The organism is Rubritalea marina DSM 17716 (assembly GCF_000378105.1).
GTDB classification, from domain to species: Bacteria; Verrucomicrobiota; Verrucomicrobiia; order Verrucomicrobiales; family Akkermansiaceae; genus Rubritalea; species Rubritalea marina.
The window spans coordinates 112,580-127,988 of record NZ_KB899248.1; the positions used below are offsets into that span (position 1 = coordinate 112,580).

At 49.6% G+C, this 15,409-nt stretch carries 15 protein-coding genes and 1 other RNA gene; 10 read left to right on the forward strand and 6 right to left on the reverse strand.

All coding sequences use genetic code 11. From position 1 onward, the window contains the following. Positions 1-6 precede the first annotated feature (6 nt). Genes F454_RS0101860 through F454_RS0101885 form a run of 6 tightly spaced genes read left to right on the forward strand, consistent with a single transcriptional unit; the run spans position 7 to position 6,950 of the window. The gene (locus F454_RS0101860) at positions 7-1,251 is read left to right on the forward strand and encodes a type II secretion system F family protein (protein WP_018968919.1); all 1,245 of its coding nucleotides are present in this window, start codon (positions 7-9) and stop codon (positions 1,249-1,251) included. A gap of 37 nt (positions 1,252-1,288) precedes the next feature. Further along, entirely contained in the window at positions 1,289-2,239 is a 951-nt protein-coding gene (locus F454_RS0101865; protein WP_018968920.1) for a type II secretion system minor pseudopilin, read from the forward strand. Then, a complete protein-coding gene (locus F454_RS0101870) occupies positions 2,229-3,440 on the forward strand; it encodes a hypothetical protein (RefSeq protein ID WP_156817086.1) in 1,212 nt (403 codons plus the stop codon). Before F454_RS0101865 ends, F454_RS0101870 begins: the two co-directional genes overlap by 11 nt. An 8-nt stretch (positions 3,441-3,448) precedes the next feature. Further along, positions 3,449-3,985 carry a hypothetical protein gene (locus F454_RS0101875; RefSeq protein ID WP_156817087.1) on the forward strand — a complete coding sequence of 179 codons (537 nt, stop codon included), beginning with the start codon at positions 3,449-3,451 and terminating at the stop codon, positions 3,983-3,985. A 47-nt stretch (positions 3,986-4,032) separates the two neighbouring features. Next, positions 4,033-4,551, forward strand: a complete 519-nt coding sequence (locus tag F454_RS0101880) for a hypothetical protein (RefSeq protein WP_205618978.1) — start codon at positions 4,033-4,035, stop codon at positions 4,549-4,551. Between the two features lie 29 nt (positions 4,552-4,580). Beyond that, positions 4,581-6,950 carry a secretin N-terminal domain-containing protein gene (locus F454_RS0101885; protein ID WP_018968924.1) on the forward strand — a complete coding sequence of 790 codons (2,370 nt, stop codon included), beginning with the start codon at positions 4,581-4,583 and terminating at the stop codon, positions 6,948-6,950. A 50-nt stretch (positions 6,951-7,000) separates the two neighbouring features. Here F454_RS0101885 and ssrA read toward each other — a convergent pair. Further along, positions 7,001-7,357, reverse strand: a transfer-messenger RNA (tmRNA) gene (ssrA, locus tag F454_RS16035). Between the two features lie 119 nt (positions 7,358-7,476). Further along, complete coding sequence (locus F454_RS0101890; RefSeq protein WP_018968925.1) at positions 7,477-7,872, reverse strand: Minf_1886 family protein; 396 nt, start codon at positions 7,870-7,872, stop codon at positions 7,477-7,479. An 835-nt stretch (positions 7,873-8,707) separates the two neighbouring features. On the opposite strand from F454_RS0101890, the gene F454_RS0101895 reads away from it, so the two are divergent. After that, on the forward strand, positions 8,708-9,784 hold the full coding sequence (locus tag F454_RS0101895; protein ID WP_018968926.1) for a 6-phosphofructokinase: 1,077 nt from the start codon (positions 8,708-8,710) through the stop codon (positions 9,782-9,784). A 119-nt stretch (positions 9,785-9,903) separates the two neighbouring features. Here F454_RS0101895 and leuB read toward each other — a convergent pair whose 3' ends face one another. After that, on the reverse strand, positions 9,904-11,013 hold the full coding sequence (gene leuB, locus F454_RS0101900) for a 3-isopropylmalate dehydrogenase (RefSeq protein WP_018968927.1): 1,110 nt from the start codon (positions 11,011-11,013) through the stop codon (positions 9,904-9,906). 99 nt (positions 11,014-11,112) lie between these two features. Here leuB and F454_RS0101905 point away from each other — a divergent pair, with 99 nt between their 5' ends. Further along, positions 11,113-12,087: a calcium/sodium antiporter gene (locus F454_RS0101905; RefSeq protein ID WP_018968928.1), complete on the forward strand. Its 975-nt coding sequence runs from the start codon at positions 11,113-11,115 to the stop codon at positions 12,085-12,087. Between the two features lie 90 nt (positions 12,088-12,177). Here F454_RS0101905 and F454_RS0101910 read toward each other — a convergent pair whose 3' ends face one another. Next, complete coding sequence (locus F454_RS0101910; RefSeq protein ID WP_018968929.1) at positions 12,178-12,438, reverse strand: hypothetical protein; 261 nt, start codon at positions 12,436-12,438, stop codon at positions 12,178-12,180. Positions 12,439-12,802: 364 nt separating this feature from the next. Here F454_RS0101910 and F454_RS15460 point away from each other — a divergent pair, with 364 nt between their 5' ends. Together F454_RS15460 and F454_RS0101920 are read left to right on the forward strand one after the other, a co-directional pair. Beyond that, a complete protein-coding gene (locus F454_RS15460; protein WP_018968930.1) occupies positions 12,803-13,864 on the forward strand; it encodes a permease in 1,062 nt (353 codons plus the stop codon). Next, complete coding sequence (locus F454_RS0101920) at positions 13,858-14,646, forward strand: TIGR03943 family putative permease subunit (protein ID WP_018968931.1); 789 nt, start codon at positions 13,858-13,860, stop codon at positions 14,644-14,646. The genes F454_RS15460 and F454_RS0101920 overlap by 7 nt, the downstream gene beginning before the upstream one ends. 39 nt (positions 14,647-14,685) lie before the next feature. Here the strand turns inward: F454_RS0101920 and F454_RS0101925 are convergent, their stop codons facing one another. Next, positions 14,686-14,973 (reverse strand): hypothetical protein, encoded by a 288-nt coding sequence (locus F454_RS0101925; RefSeq protein ID WP_018968932.1) that lies wholly within the window; start codon positions 14,971-14,973, stop codon positions 14,686-14,688. A gap of 12 nt (positions 14,974-14,985) precedes the next feature. Next, a complete protein-coding gene (locus F454_RS0101930) occupies positions 14,986-15,345 on the reverse strand; it encodes a HesB/IscA family protein (protein WP_018968933.1) in 360 nt (119 codons plus the stop codon). Positions 15,346-15,409: the final 64 nt, after the last annotated feature.

The following is a 15,409-nucleotide window of genomic DNA, read 5'->3' on the forward strand; positions in this document are numbered from 1 at the left end:
TAAAGCATGAGTCAGAGTTTTCAATATGTAGCGTTAGATAGCCGTGGTAAGCAAAGCAATGGTTCCTTGGTGGCGCAGAACCGTGTGCAAGCTACGCAGATGTTGAAGGCTCAGAAGCTTCGCGTGCTCAGCCTCAAGCAGGGAACGGCAGGTGCCAAGGCGTCGAAGCGAGGTAGTTTGCTAGCTTCCGCGAGACGACAGACGGGCAAGAAGGAGCTCTCACAGAAGGATGTGGTATTGTTCACCGAGGAACTGAGCGAGTTGTTGGAGTCAGGCTTGCCGCTGGAGCCGGCCCTGGCCTCAATGGAGGGGCGCTCTGAAACTGGGGTGTTACAGCAAGCCGCTTCCAAGTTGCGCAAGCACATCACAGAGGGGGAGCATATGTACCAAGCTTTACCCAAAGTATCATCCACGTTTGGAGCGCTCTATTGTAATCTAGTGAAGGCGGGGGAGGCTGGTGGTGGATTGCAAACGATTTTATCACACCACGCGGGTTACCTATCTGAGCAAATGGAACTACGCGCTCGCTTGAAGCAAGCGATGATCTACCCAGCGGTACTCTTGGTATTTTGTCTGATGGTTGGCTTGGTATTCATTTTCTACCTCATCCCACAGCTATTGGGACTCTTGGAGAGTCTACCCGGGTCTGAAATACCACTTGGGGTGGTGATCGCAGTCTCATTGAAATCAATCCTTACGGAGTACTGGATGTACATTATTGTGGCGATTGTTGCTTTGATTACTATCGTCAAGCTGTGGCACGACCGCGAAGAGAATAAGCTAAGCTGGGACCGCCTGCGCTTGCAGATTCCGATCTTGGGAGCGGTGAGTAGCTATGGGATTTATGTGCAGTGGTTGCAGACCTTGAGCAATCTACTGAGTAATGGCCTGCCATTGGTGCAGGCTCTGAAGCTAACCCAAGAGACGGTGACGAATCGTTTTTTGAGACAACATTTAGTGACGATCCACGAGGGTGTGAGTGATGGCTATCGATTCACCAGCTGTTTGAGTAAGGCGGGGGTCTTTCCGCCAAACTTGGTTGACCTGATAGCGGTGGGTGAAAAGACAGGAAACCTTTCGAAAGCGGTGGAGCGTGCAGCAATCTATTACGATAAGCGTTTGAGCGCGATTATCCAAAGTGCCATGAGCTTGATCACTCCGGTCATCTTGATTGTGATGGCTGGACTGGTGGGGATGTTATCTTACACCTTCATTCAAGCGATATACGAAACGATGTCCAATATGCGTTAAAGCGACCATAGGCTGTAGTCGCTTGCACCACGAAGTCATGAGAATCCCAAGGAAGAAGATCACCTCAGGTCGCCGAGCTATTGCTCTGGTGGCTGTGTTGTGGGTGATGGGCGTGATCTCTTCATTGTTGGTGGTCACGCTTGGCTTGTTAAAGATGGATTTCGACCGTGGGATGGAGCAATCAATGGCAGTCTATGCCTGGCAGCAAGCGCATAGCGGCTTCAGCTATGCGGTTCATCCCGGAGTGGATCGTGATGATACGGTTCTGCAGTACCAGGACAGCGAGTACGATGAGGGCTATTCAGTGAAAATCATGCCGTCAGGTGTGCAGTTAAATCTGAACCACGTGCTCCAGAGCAATGATAGTAGGCTCTTGGTAAACTTGTTTGAACTTTGGGGGATGGATCCCTCGCTTGCTGAGGATTTGGTCGATGCGATGGTGGACTGGGTGGATGGAGACGACTTGGTGAGCCTGAATGGTGCAGAGGCTGACTTTTACCGTGATCAAGGGTTCTTTGATCGCCCACACAATCGCCCATTCCGCCATGTGTCTGAATGCCATCTGGTGCGGGGCTTTCATATGCTTGAGCAATTGAAGCCGAACTGGCGGGAGTATTTTACGCTGTGGTCAGATGGGCCACTCGACGCGCATGAAGCATTGCCAGAGTTGCTCGCCGCGGCTGCTGAGGTCGAGCTTTCTCAGTGCGAGAGTTACAGGAGCTTGGTGCGTGGGGAGGACGGATTATTTGGTACGGAAGATGATGTGAAGTTCCAGTCAGTGGACGCGGTACTTGATTACCTGCTTTCACCAGCAGGCGGTCGAGACATTATTAAGAGAAGGTTTATTATACGTAGTTCTAACTTAAGAATTGAGAGTTTAGGCTATTCAGGTACATATAAATGTCTGATTGAGGCAATCAGTGCGAAGGCAGGAGGGAATGCGCCGCTCTTGTATTATCGAGAAACGTATCAAAGCAGTGAGAAATAAGAAGCAAAGCACACTGACTTTACCAGCAGTAGAGGGAGGTTGGCAGCGTTGGGAATGCATTCCCGATGGCGCTGCAGTATTGCTTGATGAGAAGCATGAGGATCTGCCTGAGTCGACTTGTGTTGGCTTGCCGAGCCATTGCGTGGTCACGATCCCATTGCGCCTTCCAGTTGCATCTGCCGAGGTGTATCGCGATGCGGCCTTGCTGGAGCTTGAGACTTTAGGCTTATTGGATGGCGATGGAACTACTAGCCAATTTGATATCCTCGTGGTGGAAGAGGCCGCCGAGCATGCTTATGTGGCAGTTCATTGCTTGATGGCGGGTGAGCTCGATATTCCTGAGGCTGCGGCTCACGCGCGTTTTGATGTGGCATGTCGCCATTGGGAAGTCGACAAGGATCAGGATGTGATTGGAGTGTGTCGTGAGCACGGCCAGTGGGTGTTGCTCTTTTTCATGCGCGGTGAGCTGATTTTAAGTGAACTCTGCGGAGCCTCACATGAGGGGCTCGGGGTGAATCTGGATCTCATGATCGATCAATTGAGCATGCGTGGCTTTGATTTTCATCCCTCCATTGTGCAGGTGCTTGGGGTGGGCTGTCCAAGCGAGGCGGTCGATAGCATTGGGAAAAACTTTGCGATGGAGGTGCTTATGGATCAAGCCATGAGCCCTAAGGTGCCTGAGGAAATGCTGCATATTGAGCCACTCGAGGCCACTGCAATCAAAGCGAAAGAACACCGCCAGAAGCGCCTAAAGTCGATTGGCGTGTCAGTGGCAGCGGTGTATTTGATGGGGGGCTTGTTGATTGGTGTGCTGATGTTGATGCAGCATGTTGATTTGAAAAATAAGCAGGCAGAGCTCGAGAGATACCTGCCGGGGTGGCAGGAAAATGAGGCGCACTTCGAACTCTGGAGCGAACTCGATGACCTCGTGACTCCCGAGTGGCCACTGGCCCTGTATGCGGCGACGGTTTCGAGTCTCGACGGCTTGAAAGGAATTGAATTTGATGAGGTGATGGCTCGGCCGAGATTTATTGAGATTCGTGGCTCAGCAGCGCGCGCATCGGACCTCAATGTGTTTAAGCAAAAGCTCAGGGTCGAACCGATGTTCGAGGAGTATGATTGGTTGCTCGGACAACCGAAGAAATCATCCAAGACCCAACGATGGGAATTCAAATTCCGAGCCCAGGCAAAACAACTATAGTTAGAGAGATGGCAGCAACCCAACGTGAAAAGAGATTAATGGTGGCAGTCGGTGTGCTGGTTGCTATTCTGGCGCACGTCTGGGTGGCTCAGGCAATCATGCAATCATACGCCAAAAAGAAGTCCACGATTTCAAGCTTGGAGAGCCGTATCGGCCAATACAAGAATAGCGATAATGTGAAGAAGGTGATTGCTGATGAAATGCAATGGGTTGCCGACCATGAGCCTGAGCCGATTGATTTTGAGCAACAACAATCGCAGTTGCTCGAATTTTTGTCGAACTCAGCGGCTGACCAGTCGATTGTGCCGACGAAGCCTGAGCTCAGCCCACAGAAAGATTTGGGTGGGAAGTTTCAGCGTTGTAAGATTCAACTTGAGGCTGAGGCTGGTGAGTCCCAGCTCTATCGTTGGTTGGTGAAGGTGCACAAACCGAGTGAGTTTCGTGCTGTGACGAGTATCAAGCTGAAAGCTGATCCTAAAGATAGAGCGAGCGGCTTGCTGACATGTACGTTGGGTACGGAGCAATGGTTGATAGATATTGAATGATGTTACGACTTCTCACATTGACGATGACTTCTGCGGTGGTTTCAGCCATGGCCCAAGTTCCCGTGGACCCGCAGATCAATGACTTTGACGGCTTGCTGGAAAACTCGCCATTCAAGGTGCAAAAGGTCGATATTGCACCCATCGTGTCGCCACCAATTAATAAGAATTTCACCTTGAGAGGGGTGTCGCGCTTTGATGATGGCTGGAGAGTGACTCTCGTTGATATGAAGCAGCCAAAGCAGCGCATCCGAGTCTACGAGAAGAAGCAAACAAATAACGATGGTATTCGTTTGCTTCGAGTGAACCAGAACACGAGTGATCTCTTTCAAACCACTGTGGACCTTATGGTCAATGGCCGCAAGGTGACGGTGGGCTACAACGAGGCAGACCTCAAAAAGAAACGCAGCAGCTCGATTGTCTCGGCTGTACCAAAAATTCCAACACGTCCGAAGCCCGGGCTCGAGCAGCCGGCTACCAACCAAGCAGAAAACGAAGCCAATACATCACCTCAGAATACCAAGAACGTACGCCGCCCACGCGTCCGTAGGACACTTCCGAGCCAGTAAGTCATTTTCCGCTGCACCCAGATCCAACCATGAACACATTCACCAATATTCAACCGATGATCGCCTTTGGCCTAGCGATAGGCATGCTTGGGGCGGTCTCTGCCCAGCGAGAGCCACTCGCGCCGGGAGTCAAAGCTCCCGATCCAGTATTGGTTGATCCTAATACGATGATCAAGAATGACATCCAGGAGCCGCTGATGGATGGAGAAAGTATCGCGATGTTCTACCGTAAGGTGACTGGTAAGCGCGTGATCGTGACCAAGGCCGCGCAGGCTTTGGAGATCAGTTTTGTGCAACAAGCGCCTCTGACTTATGCTGAGGCAGCCGATCTCTTGGTGAAGACATGTTTCTTGGAAGGTTTGGTATTTGTGCCGAGTGGACCCAATGAGGTGAAATTGCTGGTGGCTCCTAGCGTGCGCAAGGCAGGTGGCTACCCGTTGGTGTCGGATCCGACGTTGCTTCCTGATACAGAGGAGCTTGTCAGTTATGTGATGGGTTTGGAGAATATTCAGCCCGAGGAGGCCATGAGCATTTTTACTGGCGTCATTTCTCAGTTGGATGCTCACGGTTCGATTGTACCAGTGCCTAATGCCAACGCCTTGATCATCACTGAAAACTCGCAGCTCGTTCGAACATTGATAGCCATCAAGCAGCGCATCGATATCCCGCAGGAGCTTTCGACCCAGAAGTGGATTCCTTTGCAGCATGCTGACGCAGATGAGACTGCAGAACACGTGCGTACGATCATGGACTACAGTAGCCAGCAGAACCGTCAAGTATCGTCGGGAACTACTGCGAGGACAGCTCCTAGAAGCAACGTGAACAACAATCGCGGCACGAATAACAACAACAATAACCGTAATCGCAACACCAGCAATAACCGCTCTAGTAATTCAGGTAATAGTGAGAGTGGGGTGCAAGTGATTGCCGACATTCGTACCAATCGCATCTTTTTGATTGGCCGTCCGATAGATGTAGAGGTGGCGGAGAGCTTAGTGCTTGGCTTTGATTCTCCCTTGGATGAGCGAAACTTTTACAAGCAGAAGCTGAAGTTCCTCTCGGTTTCGGAGTTTCTAAACATTGCTGAGAGCGCGATCACTCAGGTGTCAGTGCAGACTAGCAATGGAGCAAACTCACCACGCACCAATAGCAATGCACGCATCACTACTGGGCAGAACCGTGGGCAAGTAAGTGCCAATGGCTCATTCTCCCAGAACAATGCAGGAGGCAACCTTGAGTCGACAAATCGCGTCGATGGCCCGGAGTCCATCATCATCGGCAAGACTTTGTTGGTAGCAGATAATAGCAACAACACCCTCATTGTGAAGGGTCCTCCACAGTCGATTAAGGTACTCAAAGACTTGATCAATGAGATGGATGTGGTGACTGAACAGGTGCAAATTACCGCCATTTTTGGTCGTTACAATATTGGTGATACACTGGATTTTGGTGTCGACTTCGCGCGGACCTACCAGCAAATTTCTGGTGATTTTGGAGCGGCTGGTCAGAACCGGACTGGTTATCCCGTGCTCACAGATCCATTAAGTTTGGATACGATAGCGTCGTTTCCTGACACTTCGGGTCTCTCGATTTACGGTCAGATTGGGCGTCACTTTTCAGCGACCTTGCGTGCTATGGAAAACACTGGAAAGTTTCATTTGATGGCACGACCAACAGTCTTCACCACGAACAACCGTCGCGCGGTTTTGTCCTCAGGTCAGCAAGTGGCAGTACCGACCAACACATTCACCCAGGGTGGATCGGGAGTGAATGGGTCACAGTCTACCAACATTGCTTTCCGTGATATCTTGCTAGAGCTTGAAGTGATTCCATTGGTTAATTCACACAACGAGGTCACGCTTCAAATTTCCTTCGTCAACAACAACATCATTGGAAATACAAATATCGATGGCAATGACATCCCTACGATTGGACAAGAGAGTATTGTCACAACAGTGACGGTGCCAAATGGCGAGACGATCGTGCTAGGAGGCTTGATCACGGAGCGTAATGAATCCTCTGAGACTGGGGTGCCCTTCTTGATGCATGTGCCAGGTCTGAAGCGTTTGTTCTCCTCAGTACAGAAAGACGTGATCCGTGAGGAATTGGTTATTTTCATCCAGCCTCGTATTGTGAATGGTCGCGTGGATTTGATGGGGTTGCAGCAAGAGAATGCTGAGGCTTCACAGCTTGTGACTGATATGCAAAGTGGCGCTTCTGTGTTGCCGATGCGTTACGCAGACCCTCAGGTGCAACAACAGGCAGAGGACGAGCAGCGTCAGTCGATGCGACGTACATACCAGCCCGCGAACTCAACAAGCGGGCAGAGCAACACAAGTTCCGGGCTTACTACGCCAAGCAGTAACAAGCGCAAGTCAGTGGGGAGCCGGAGACGTTAAATAGATTCATAAAAAAAGCTCAGATCGGGTGGATCTGAGCTTTTTTAAGGTGGTGGAGGCGAGGGGAGTTGAACCCCTGTCCTAAATGCCTTTCAGGCAAGCGTCTACATGTTTAGCAGGTAGAATGTGTTTAGGAATGAGCTAGTCTACCAGCAGCTTACTCAAACCGATTTCCCTGTAATATTTAACCATTGAGCCCGGAAACCCGACTCTCAAGCGATTCCTCAATTGTGTCGCGGCGGCCCGTAGAGGACGTCTGGGCGGCGGCGTTGCTGTCAATTAAGCAGCAAGTGCGAGCTCGTTAGAGTCTGCAATTATTTGTTTTGAACGGCTTTTTAAGAGGCCAGCCGATCAACCTCTACATGCAGCAAGTCCTTCCAACATCCAGTCGAAACCAAAACGCCCCCGAAAGTTCTCAGCCAGTGGCTTCGAGCAATCGGCATATTGCACTTTGTGTGTTGCCGTGGCGGGGAAGGTACGGCTGCCTTGAGTGGATTGCAACAGAAAAGTATCGCTGAATCGGGGCCTAGGCGTTCTGTGATTTAGGCAAGAATGGAGCCACAAAGCTCTCGTGGAAATCGAAGCCTTCGTTGAAGTCACTTCGTTCGTCGCTGTCTTGCTTACCAAAGACACCTTCTTCGATGAGCCCGAAGACCATGGTGCCGATATCGGCGCTTGATTGAATACCCCACTCGGCGAGCAAGGTAGATGCCATGGGGCCAAATTCTTCGAGAGCAAAGTCACGGAAGCCAACGAGGAGCTCCTGAGCTGTGACGTGCTGGACGGCGTATGGGTCGTCTTTCTGGCGTTCAGTCACGGTGCGATCCAGGGCTTCTTTGAGAAAGAAGTAGGCATCCTTTGAGAAGCTGGGCTCTCGCTTGAGGATGTTTGCGATGGCTTGTTCAAAGTGAACTGATTGCATGTACCATTTGTACTCATAGAAATTCCTTTCATTCAATCCGCAAGTTCTATAACTGCTAGATTAAATGAATGTGAATAACTTGGAAATAAGTGTGGATGGATGTTCTCAGCGCCTATCTATCAAGGTTCTAAATAGTTCCTCATGCCTGTCGCTTGATGGATAGATGCATGCGATTTAAATTTTTATTAATTTTAAATTGTCTCTTGAAAGCTGAATTAGAGGCTTTTGTGTCGCCTGTTCTAAATCGTAGAGACTGATTCTTTGATGAGGCGTTTGCGTGGGAAGCTCATGCAGTTCATGCAATGGGCAATACTCGAGACAGCAGATTGTATTGTGAATAACTTGTGCAAAGTGTGTCCTACTGAGCCTTGTTCAAGGTCTTAGGTGGATTCTGCTTTTGATGGAGAAATCGAAGCATCAAATGTATTGCGAGTCTTTGTGAATAACTTGAGAATAGATCTGAAAGATTTGACGATTTTTTATTCATTAATTTTTAGGATAAATGAAGGGTTGTGTGCTGAAACCTTATTTCTATATGGCAGAGAGCTCTTTTGAGGGATGAATATCACTCATGCTTAAGTGCTTCATCTTGATGGTGTTATTGTGTGTTTTCGATGTGGACAAATGAAAATTGTTCCGTAATATACACGTTTTTTTGATCTGATTAGATGTTCTGAGCGATGTGAAATCGGGACGAATTTACTGATGTGCTCAAGCTATGCAATAGATACAGCCGATTGTGAATAACTTGTGAATGTTCTAGAATGCCGAAAAGTGACTAAAAATATGTAATGAACTTTTTTGCATTGCTGTATCTCTTTGTTATGGTTCGAACATGCGCATCGGAATTCTGAACAGCGGGGGTGATTGTCCAGGGCTTAATGCTGTGATTCACGGCGTCGTAGGGGCTGCATCGAAGTTGAATATGGAGGTGGTTGGCTTTCGCGACGGCTTTGAAGGGCTCTTGGATGGTGGTGAGCATGTGATTTTAAATCCTATCGATACGATTGGGATTATGAAGTTGGGTGGTACGATTTTAGGGACAACCAACAAGAACCACTTCGTTAAGAAAGTGGGAGTGGAGGATATTAAAGACATTGCCCAGACCCTGGTCACTGAGACCAAGGCAACAATGAAGGAGCTTGAAATAGAAGCGTTGATTGTGGTGGGCGGAGACGGTACTTTGAGTACTGCGTTGCATCTCTACAATGAAGGTATTCCGGTAATTGGTGTCCCGAAAACCATTGATAATGATCTTCAAGCGACCGCGATGACATTCGGGTTTGATAGTGCCGTTTCCTGTGTGGTTGATGCACTGGATCGTCTTCACACAACGGCGGTGAGCCATAAGCGTGTGATGGTGGTGGAAGTGATGGGGCGTTCAGCGGGTTGGATCGCTCTGTGGGGGGGGGTCGCAGGTGGTGCCAATATCGTGTTGATACCCGAGATTGAATTTGATTTTGAGAAGGTGGCTAAGAAAATTAAAGAGCGGGAAGAGAAAGGGTTCTACAGCACCATGATTGTGGTGGCTGAGGGGGCGCACTTACCTGAGGGTGATCAGATCACGAAGTCCACGGTAGGGAAGAGTGTGCGTTTTGGAGGTATTGGTGAAGTGGTCGCTGAGCGCATCGCTAAAATGACTGGGAAAGAAACTCGAGCCTGTACTTTGGGGCACCTGCAGCGTGGTGGTGAGCCAACAAGTCTAGACCGTATTCTAGGAGCTAGATTCGGCGTGAAAGCGATCGAGCTGGCCAAAGAGAAACAATTTGGCCGGATGGTGAGTTATCAATCGTATCAGGTCAGTTCGGTGACAATTGCCAAGGCGGTGCACCAGTTGCGCACAGTGGATCCACATGGTGAAGTGGTGACGACTGCGCGTGCTATTGGTATCTCCATGGGTGATGAGGACTAGGATGATCCTAGAGGGGGGGCATCTCCAGCGATTTAGGCTTGGCGTGGATGCATAAAAAATGCGCGTACCCAAGGGCACGCGCATATAGAAATAGGTAGCTTAATACTAGCTTGTGTTGATCAGCCGGCGATGGCCGCAACAATGGCGTCGCCCATTTCGGCTGTGCTGACCTTCTTTTCAGAAGGATCTCCAGTGAATAGATCGCCTGTGCGGAGGCCTTGATCAATCGCCGTGTTGACGGCAGCGTCGATGGCGTCGGCAGCTTCGAATTCGCCCAGTGAGTAGCGTAGCATCATCGAGCATGATAGGATTTGAGCGATTGGGTTGGCGATACCTTGACCGGCGATATCTGGAGCGGAGCCACCAGATGGTTCGTACATTCCGAAGTAGAGGCCATCTTCCTTCTTATTGCCTAGGGACGCAGATGGCAGCATGCCAAGCGATCCTGAAATCATAGCCATTTCGTCAGAGAGGATATCGCCAAAGAGGTTGCCTGTCACCAAGACATCGAATGCGTCTGGTTGTTTGATGAGCTGCATCGCAGCATTGTCGACATAGAGGTGCGATAATTCCACTTCAGGAAAGTCCTTAGCCACCTCGGTAGCGACTTCACGCCAAAGAATAGAACATTGGAGTACGTTCGCTTTGTCTACCGAGCAAAGGCGTTTGTCGCGGGCCATCGCTGCAGTGAAAGCCACACGACAGATGCGCTCAATTTCATGTTTGCTGTAGACCATGGTGTCGTGTGCTGTCGGGTTTTCCACGTTGTTGTCTCTACCTTTTGGCTGGCCGAAGTAAATGCCGCCGGTGAGTTCACGGACGCAGAGTACGTCAAAGCCGTTCGGGATGAGCTCGTTTTTGACAGGGGAAGCGTGCTTGAGAGCAGGAAGGCAGACGCCGGGACGTAGGTTGGCGTAGAGGTTGAAGTGCTTGCGGATCGGGAGAAGGGCGCCGCGCTCTGGCTGATCGTCTGGAGCGAGGTGTTCCCATTTCGGTCCGCCAACAGATCCAAAGAGGATGGCAGCAGATGCTTCACAGGTTTTGACAGTACTTTCAGGAAGCGGGCACCCATGCGCATCGATGGCAGCCCCTCCAACGAGAGCTTCTTGCTTTTCTATTTGGAAATCGAATGTGGTAGAAACTGCGTCGAGTACGCGGAGTGCTTGCTCCATGACTTCGGGGCCGATACCGTCACCGGCGAGAACGGAAATTTTATGATTGCGAGGCATGCGCAGGGTTTAGCAAAGCCAGGGCTGCTTGAGAACAACGATTTTTATAAATCTTACCATCGATTATGATTGTGCAGTCATGCTCTGCTAGGCATCGTCATGGCCGTGGATCTCTCTCTCAATATTGCCTTTATTGTTGGTGGCCTCGTGGCCTTATTCTTCGGTGCTGAGTGGTTGGTTCGTGGTGCAGCTCGCATTGCTCTGATGGTGGGGATTTCCCCCTTGGTGGTGGGTCTCACCGTGGTAGCCTTTGGCACGAGTGCTCCAGAATTACTGGTATGTTTGGAAGCGAATGCTGATAACCAACCGGACGTCGCCTTAGGGAATGTGATCGGCTCCAATATTTGTAATATTGGTCTGATCTTGGGGATTGCAGCGATCATGCGGCCGGTAGTGATACACAAACAAATCGTACGTAAAGAGATGCCGATCTTGGTGGTGGTGAGCCTGCTGTTTATCGGGATGTTGCACAATGGGATGGTATCGCGTTTCGAGGGGGGCATACTCTTTCTCGGGGTGGTCGCTTATACGGTGGTGAGCATCATACAATCGCGCAAGGAGGAGAGTGAGGATGATTTCGGTGAACTCGCAGAGGAAGACATTGTTGCGGCTAAGACTGGCGGCGCGAAAGAGGTGTGGACCAACATCTTTTTTATTCTTCTTGGCCTCGCTGTCCTTAAGTTTGGCTCTGATTTTTTGGTGCGAGGCGGGGATTATGTGGCGCGATATTTCGGAGTGGATGATGCCATCATCGCCTTGTTTCTTTTCGCTTTCGGAACATCGCTTCCGGAGTTAGCCACTTCGATCGTTGCAGTGCGTAAGGGTGAGGGAGACTTGATTGTCGGCAATGCCATTGGTTCCTGCATCTTCAACTTGCTGGCCGTGATTGGAATCACCGCGATGGTCAAGCCGATCGCTGAAGGGGAAATCGAGATGCTAGACAAATTAGTTATGTTGGGTTTCACCGTAGGCATTTTCGCTTTCATGTGGTCCAGTATGAAGATCAAGCGTTGGGAAGGCATTTTGCTCTGCCTCATCTACTTATGCTACTCCGTCGTTCGAGCACAGATGTAGAGTGCTTGGCCTAAAAAGTAAAAGCCACCCAAAGGTTGTAATCCTTGAGTGGCTTTTGAGGTGTCTTGTTATCCTTGGGGGGAAAACAGCTTATGCTGCATCCGTGATTTTCTTTGCTTTTTTCAAAGTAGCTTGGCTCAACTTGCCGTTGACGCGGCGTGAGTTGTCTACCAAGTCTTTGAGTTCAGAAAGGCATTCTTCGGCTGCTTTCAATGCTTTACGTGGACCGCCGTACTTCTTATCAGAGAAATACTTGGTGAATGTAGAGCCTGAACGACTTAGGCATAATCTCCAGCCCTGGAAGGCTGTGGTTTCGTATGTGAATCGAGTTAAGTTCTTTTTTGATTTCATAATATTTCGTGGGGTGGTTGTTGTTGACCTAACATTAGACCACTATATGACAAAATTGTCAAATTAGAGGCTGTTGTACGAACGTTTGAAAATAAGCGTGTTATAGAAATTTGAATACCCTTATATGTTAGATGTGTTCTATTTGTCCTGATTTATCAGGGGTTTACACGTGTTGGGTAGATTTTTTGCGACAGCCTAATGAATTCTATCAAGTATAAAAAAATGAAAAAAATTCTACTGATAGGTGAATTAAGTAGATTGTTGGGTTGAAAAAGTGTAGGTTTTATGATTATACGCAAAAGTGAGGGAGTAGTTGACTGGAGATCAATGAGCTGTGTATAGCTGTGTTTGAATTTGATTGGTAATGGAGGGATATTCTGAGAGCACGTTTGCCTATTTCTTTTTGAGTCTCTTTATTGAAGGCTTACCATATATATTGTTGGGCACCGTACTGAGTGGGTTCATAGATGTGTATGTGCCTGCCCGGAGTTTTGAGCGTTTTCTGCCGAGGAACCGGGTATTAGCGGTATTGGTGAGTGGTTTACTTGGTGTGATTCTACCAGTTTGTGAGTGTGCGGTTGTTCCGGTTATTCGTCGATTATTGGGCAAGGGATTGCCTTTGGGCTGTGCGTTCACCTACATGTTGGCGGCTCCTATAGTGAATGGCATCACGATGTTCAGCACATGGACTGCATTTCAGGGGCAGGGAGCATGGATGATCATGTGGTCGCGCATGGGCTTAGGCTATCTGGTGGCGATCATCGTGGGCTTGCTCATGCTGCGTCTGCCGGCGCATTGGGTGTTGAAGCGTGGAGTCCTACGAGGTGAGCATGATGGTGATGCTGCTGGGCACGGGGGAGATGGGCAGCATGAGCACGGCTGTGATCACGAACATCAAGATGGTTGTGGCCATGTTCACGGTCACGGGGATGAGCATCATGCATGTGGACACGATCACCACGAGGATGAAGTGCCTAGGGTGTTGAAGGCCCTGCGCTATGGGATGAAGGATTTTATTGAGGTGGCAGTGTATTTCTCTGTGGGAGTGATTCTTACTACCTTGTTCAATTTAGCGTATGTTGATTTCCATGATGAGTTACAGGCTTACGCAGCATCTGAGATCAAAGGTACCTTGTTGTTGATGGGTCTGGCGTTTTTATTGAGTGTGTGCAGTACATCTGATGCCTTTTTGGCTGCCTCCTTGGGTGGTTTTGCGTATGTTTCGAAGATGGCGTTCATGGTGTTTGGGCCGATGTTGGATGTGAAGTTGCTCTTCTTGTATCAGACTCTGATGAATCGTCGGTTTTTGTTGGTTTTTTCCATCGCTTTGTTTCTTTTGGTAGCGCTGCTTTGTTTGTTATGGGGGCAGATGGATACAAGCTTATCTTATGAGGCTTTTGATCAGGGTAAGGAGGGGCTATGCTAGTGTTGCAACGTGCTGTTTATGCGATGTGTACCATCGTGCTTGGTGGGTTTCTTCTGTATTTTTATCAAGCTGACTTCTTGATCGCTTATGTGAAGGAGTCGTTTCATCTGGCGATTCTGCTGGGAGGACTGGTAGCCACCGTCTTGGGAGTCTTCAATTTAGTATGCTGTCGACAGGGGGGGAATGAGGATGGCTGTGGGCACAACCATGAGGAAGCGGGAGTGAGCCCATTTTCGGCCCTATTCTTTATCGTGGTGCCCTTGGTGTTGTGTTTGATTTTCACCAAGCATGAGGTGGCGGCAAGCCACTTGGAGAAGCAGGCGGATATTGACGCCGATCCTTCAAAGATGAAATTTTTGGTAGACCTCCCCCCATTCACTAAAGAGACTTTAGAGCAAACGCGTCAGAAGTCGGTGGATGGGTACTTTGAGATGAACCTTCTAGAGTTGTTTTATTCGGCGGGAGATCCTGAGCTTGAGAGGGTGTTCAGCGGGCTTGATTTTGAAACAAGTGGTCAGATCAAGGCTGAAACGAAGCATCAAGGTGATGGCAAGCGCATGCGCTTGTTCCGGATGTTTATGACATGCTGTGCTGCTGATATGAAAGCAGTGCCAATGGGTCTTGAATTCAGTGGTGAGCTCCCACAGTTCGAGGCCGGAGCTTGGGTGGAAGTGGCAGGCTCTTTAAGCTACGAGATGGTAGGGGGGCTCAAGCGTCCATTACTTCATGTCGATAGAATCGAGCAAATTGAAGCCCCTAGCTTGGAGGAACGCTACCAATAGGCAAAGTGTTCGAAGCCACATCGTGAGCTTGGTGTGGATCTAGTCCTGTTGCGCATGCCTTGGCATCAAAAATATCTTTGCCTTACTCATCTCTGGCTTCCCATCGACCATGCCCGCTGTGGATGGGTCATAGGCATGGTGGCCAGGCTTGAGGCCTCGGACATCAATGAGATTGTGAGGGGCGTAAGGGCTGACGACTTGTGAGTTACTAGAACCGTGCCACGAGGCTTGCGGGTATTTGCTATTGGAGCCATATGGGTGACTCACAGTTTGTGTGCAGGAGGCGAGGCTGAGGATGGCGAGTGATACTGGGAGGTATGTCTTCATGGTTCTGATGGTTTATGCGGCAAAGCTTTCTCCACAGGAGCAGGTGACTTGGGCGTTCGGGTTGGTTACCTTGAATCCACCTTGTTGGAGGTCGCTGGAGTAGTCTAGTTCACTCCCAGCAACAAAGAGTGCGCTCTTGGGGTCGATCACGACATTGACTGAATTGCTGGCGATTAGGATGTCTCGATCGCGTGGTCCGTCGACGAGGTCCATTTTGTACTGGAGGCCTGAGCAGCCACCTCCGACGACGGCGATACGGAGCGCGCCGTCTGGTCTTCCTTGCTTTTCAAGCAGTCCGCAGAGGTGCTCGGATGCACCATCTAAAATCTTGAGTAGCTTTTCGTTACCGCGCTTGAACTTGATGCCTGACATGGGATTCATCTATGTCAGATCCTCTTGGTCATTTGAAGCGTAATATCAGGCATCACGTCTAATT

Coding starts and splice junctions, on each gene's coding strand:
- F454_RS0101860 (WP_018968919.1), top strand. CDS start 7: ATGAGTCAGAGTTTTCAATATGTAGCGTTAGATAGCCGTGGTAAGCAA.
- F454_RS0101865 (WP_018968920.1), top strand. CDS start 1,289: ATGAGAATCCCAAGGAAGAAGATCACCTCAGGTCGCCGAGCTATTGCT.
- F454_RS0101875 (WP_156817087.1), top strand. CDS start 3,449: ATGGCAGCAACCCAACGTGAAAAGAGATTAATGGTGGCAGTCGGTGTG.
- F454_RS0101880 (WP_205618978.1), top strand. CDS start 4,033: ATGGCCCAAGTTCCCGTGGACCCGCAGATCAATGACTTTGACGGCTTG.
- F454_RS0101885 (WP_018968924.1), top strand. CDS start 4,581: ATGAACACATTCACCAATATTCAACCGATGATCGCCTTTGGCCTAGCG.
- F454_RS0101890 (WP_018968925.1), bottom strand. CDS start 7,872: ATGCAATCAGTTCACTTTGAACAAGCCATCGCAAACATCCTCAAGCGA.
- F454_RS0101895 (WP_018968926.1), top strand. CDS start 8,708: ATGCGCATCGGAATTCTGAACAGCGGGGGTGATTGTCCAGGGCTTAAT.
- leuB (WP_018968927.1), bottom strand. CDS start 11,013: ATGCCTCGCAATCATAAAATTTCCGTTCTCGCCGGTGACGGTATCGGC.
- F454_RS0101905 (WP_018968928.1), top strand. CDS start 11,113: ATGGCCGTGGATCTCTCTCTCAATATTGCCTTTATTGTTGGTGGCCTC.
- F454_RS0101910 (WP_018968929.1), bottom strand. CDS start 12,438: ATGAAATCAAAAAAGAACTTAACTCGATTCACATACGAAACCACAGCC.
- F454_RS15460 (WP_018968930.1), top strand. CDS start 12,803: ATGGAGGGATATTCTGAGAGCACGTTTGCCTATTTCTTTTTGAGTCTC.
- F454_RS0101920 (WP_018968931.1), top strand. CDS start 13,858: ATGCTAGTGTTGCAACGTGCTGTTTATGCGATGTGTACCATCGTGCTT.
- F454_RS0101925 (WP_018968932.1), bottom strand. CDS start 14,973: ATGAAGACATACCTCCCAGTATCACTCGCCATCCTCAGCCTCGCCTCC.
- F454_RS0101930 (WP_018968933.1), bottom strand. CDS start 15,345: ATGTCAGGCATCAAGTTCAAGCGCGGTAACGAAAAGCTACTCAAGATT.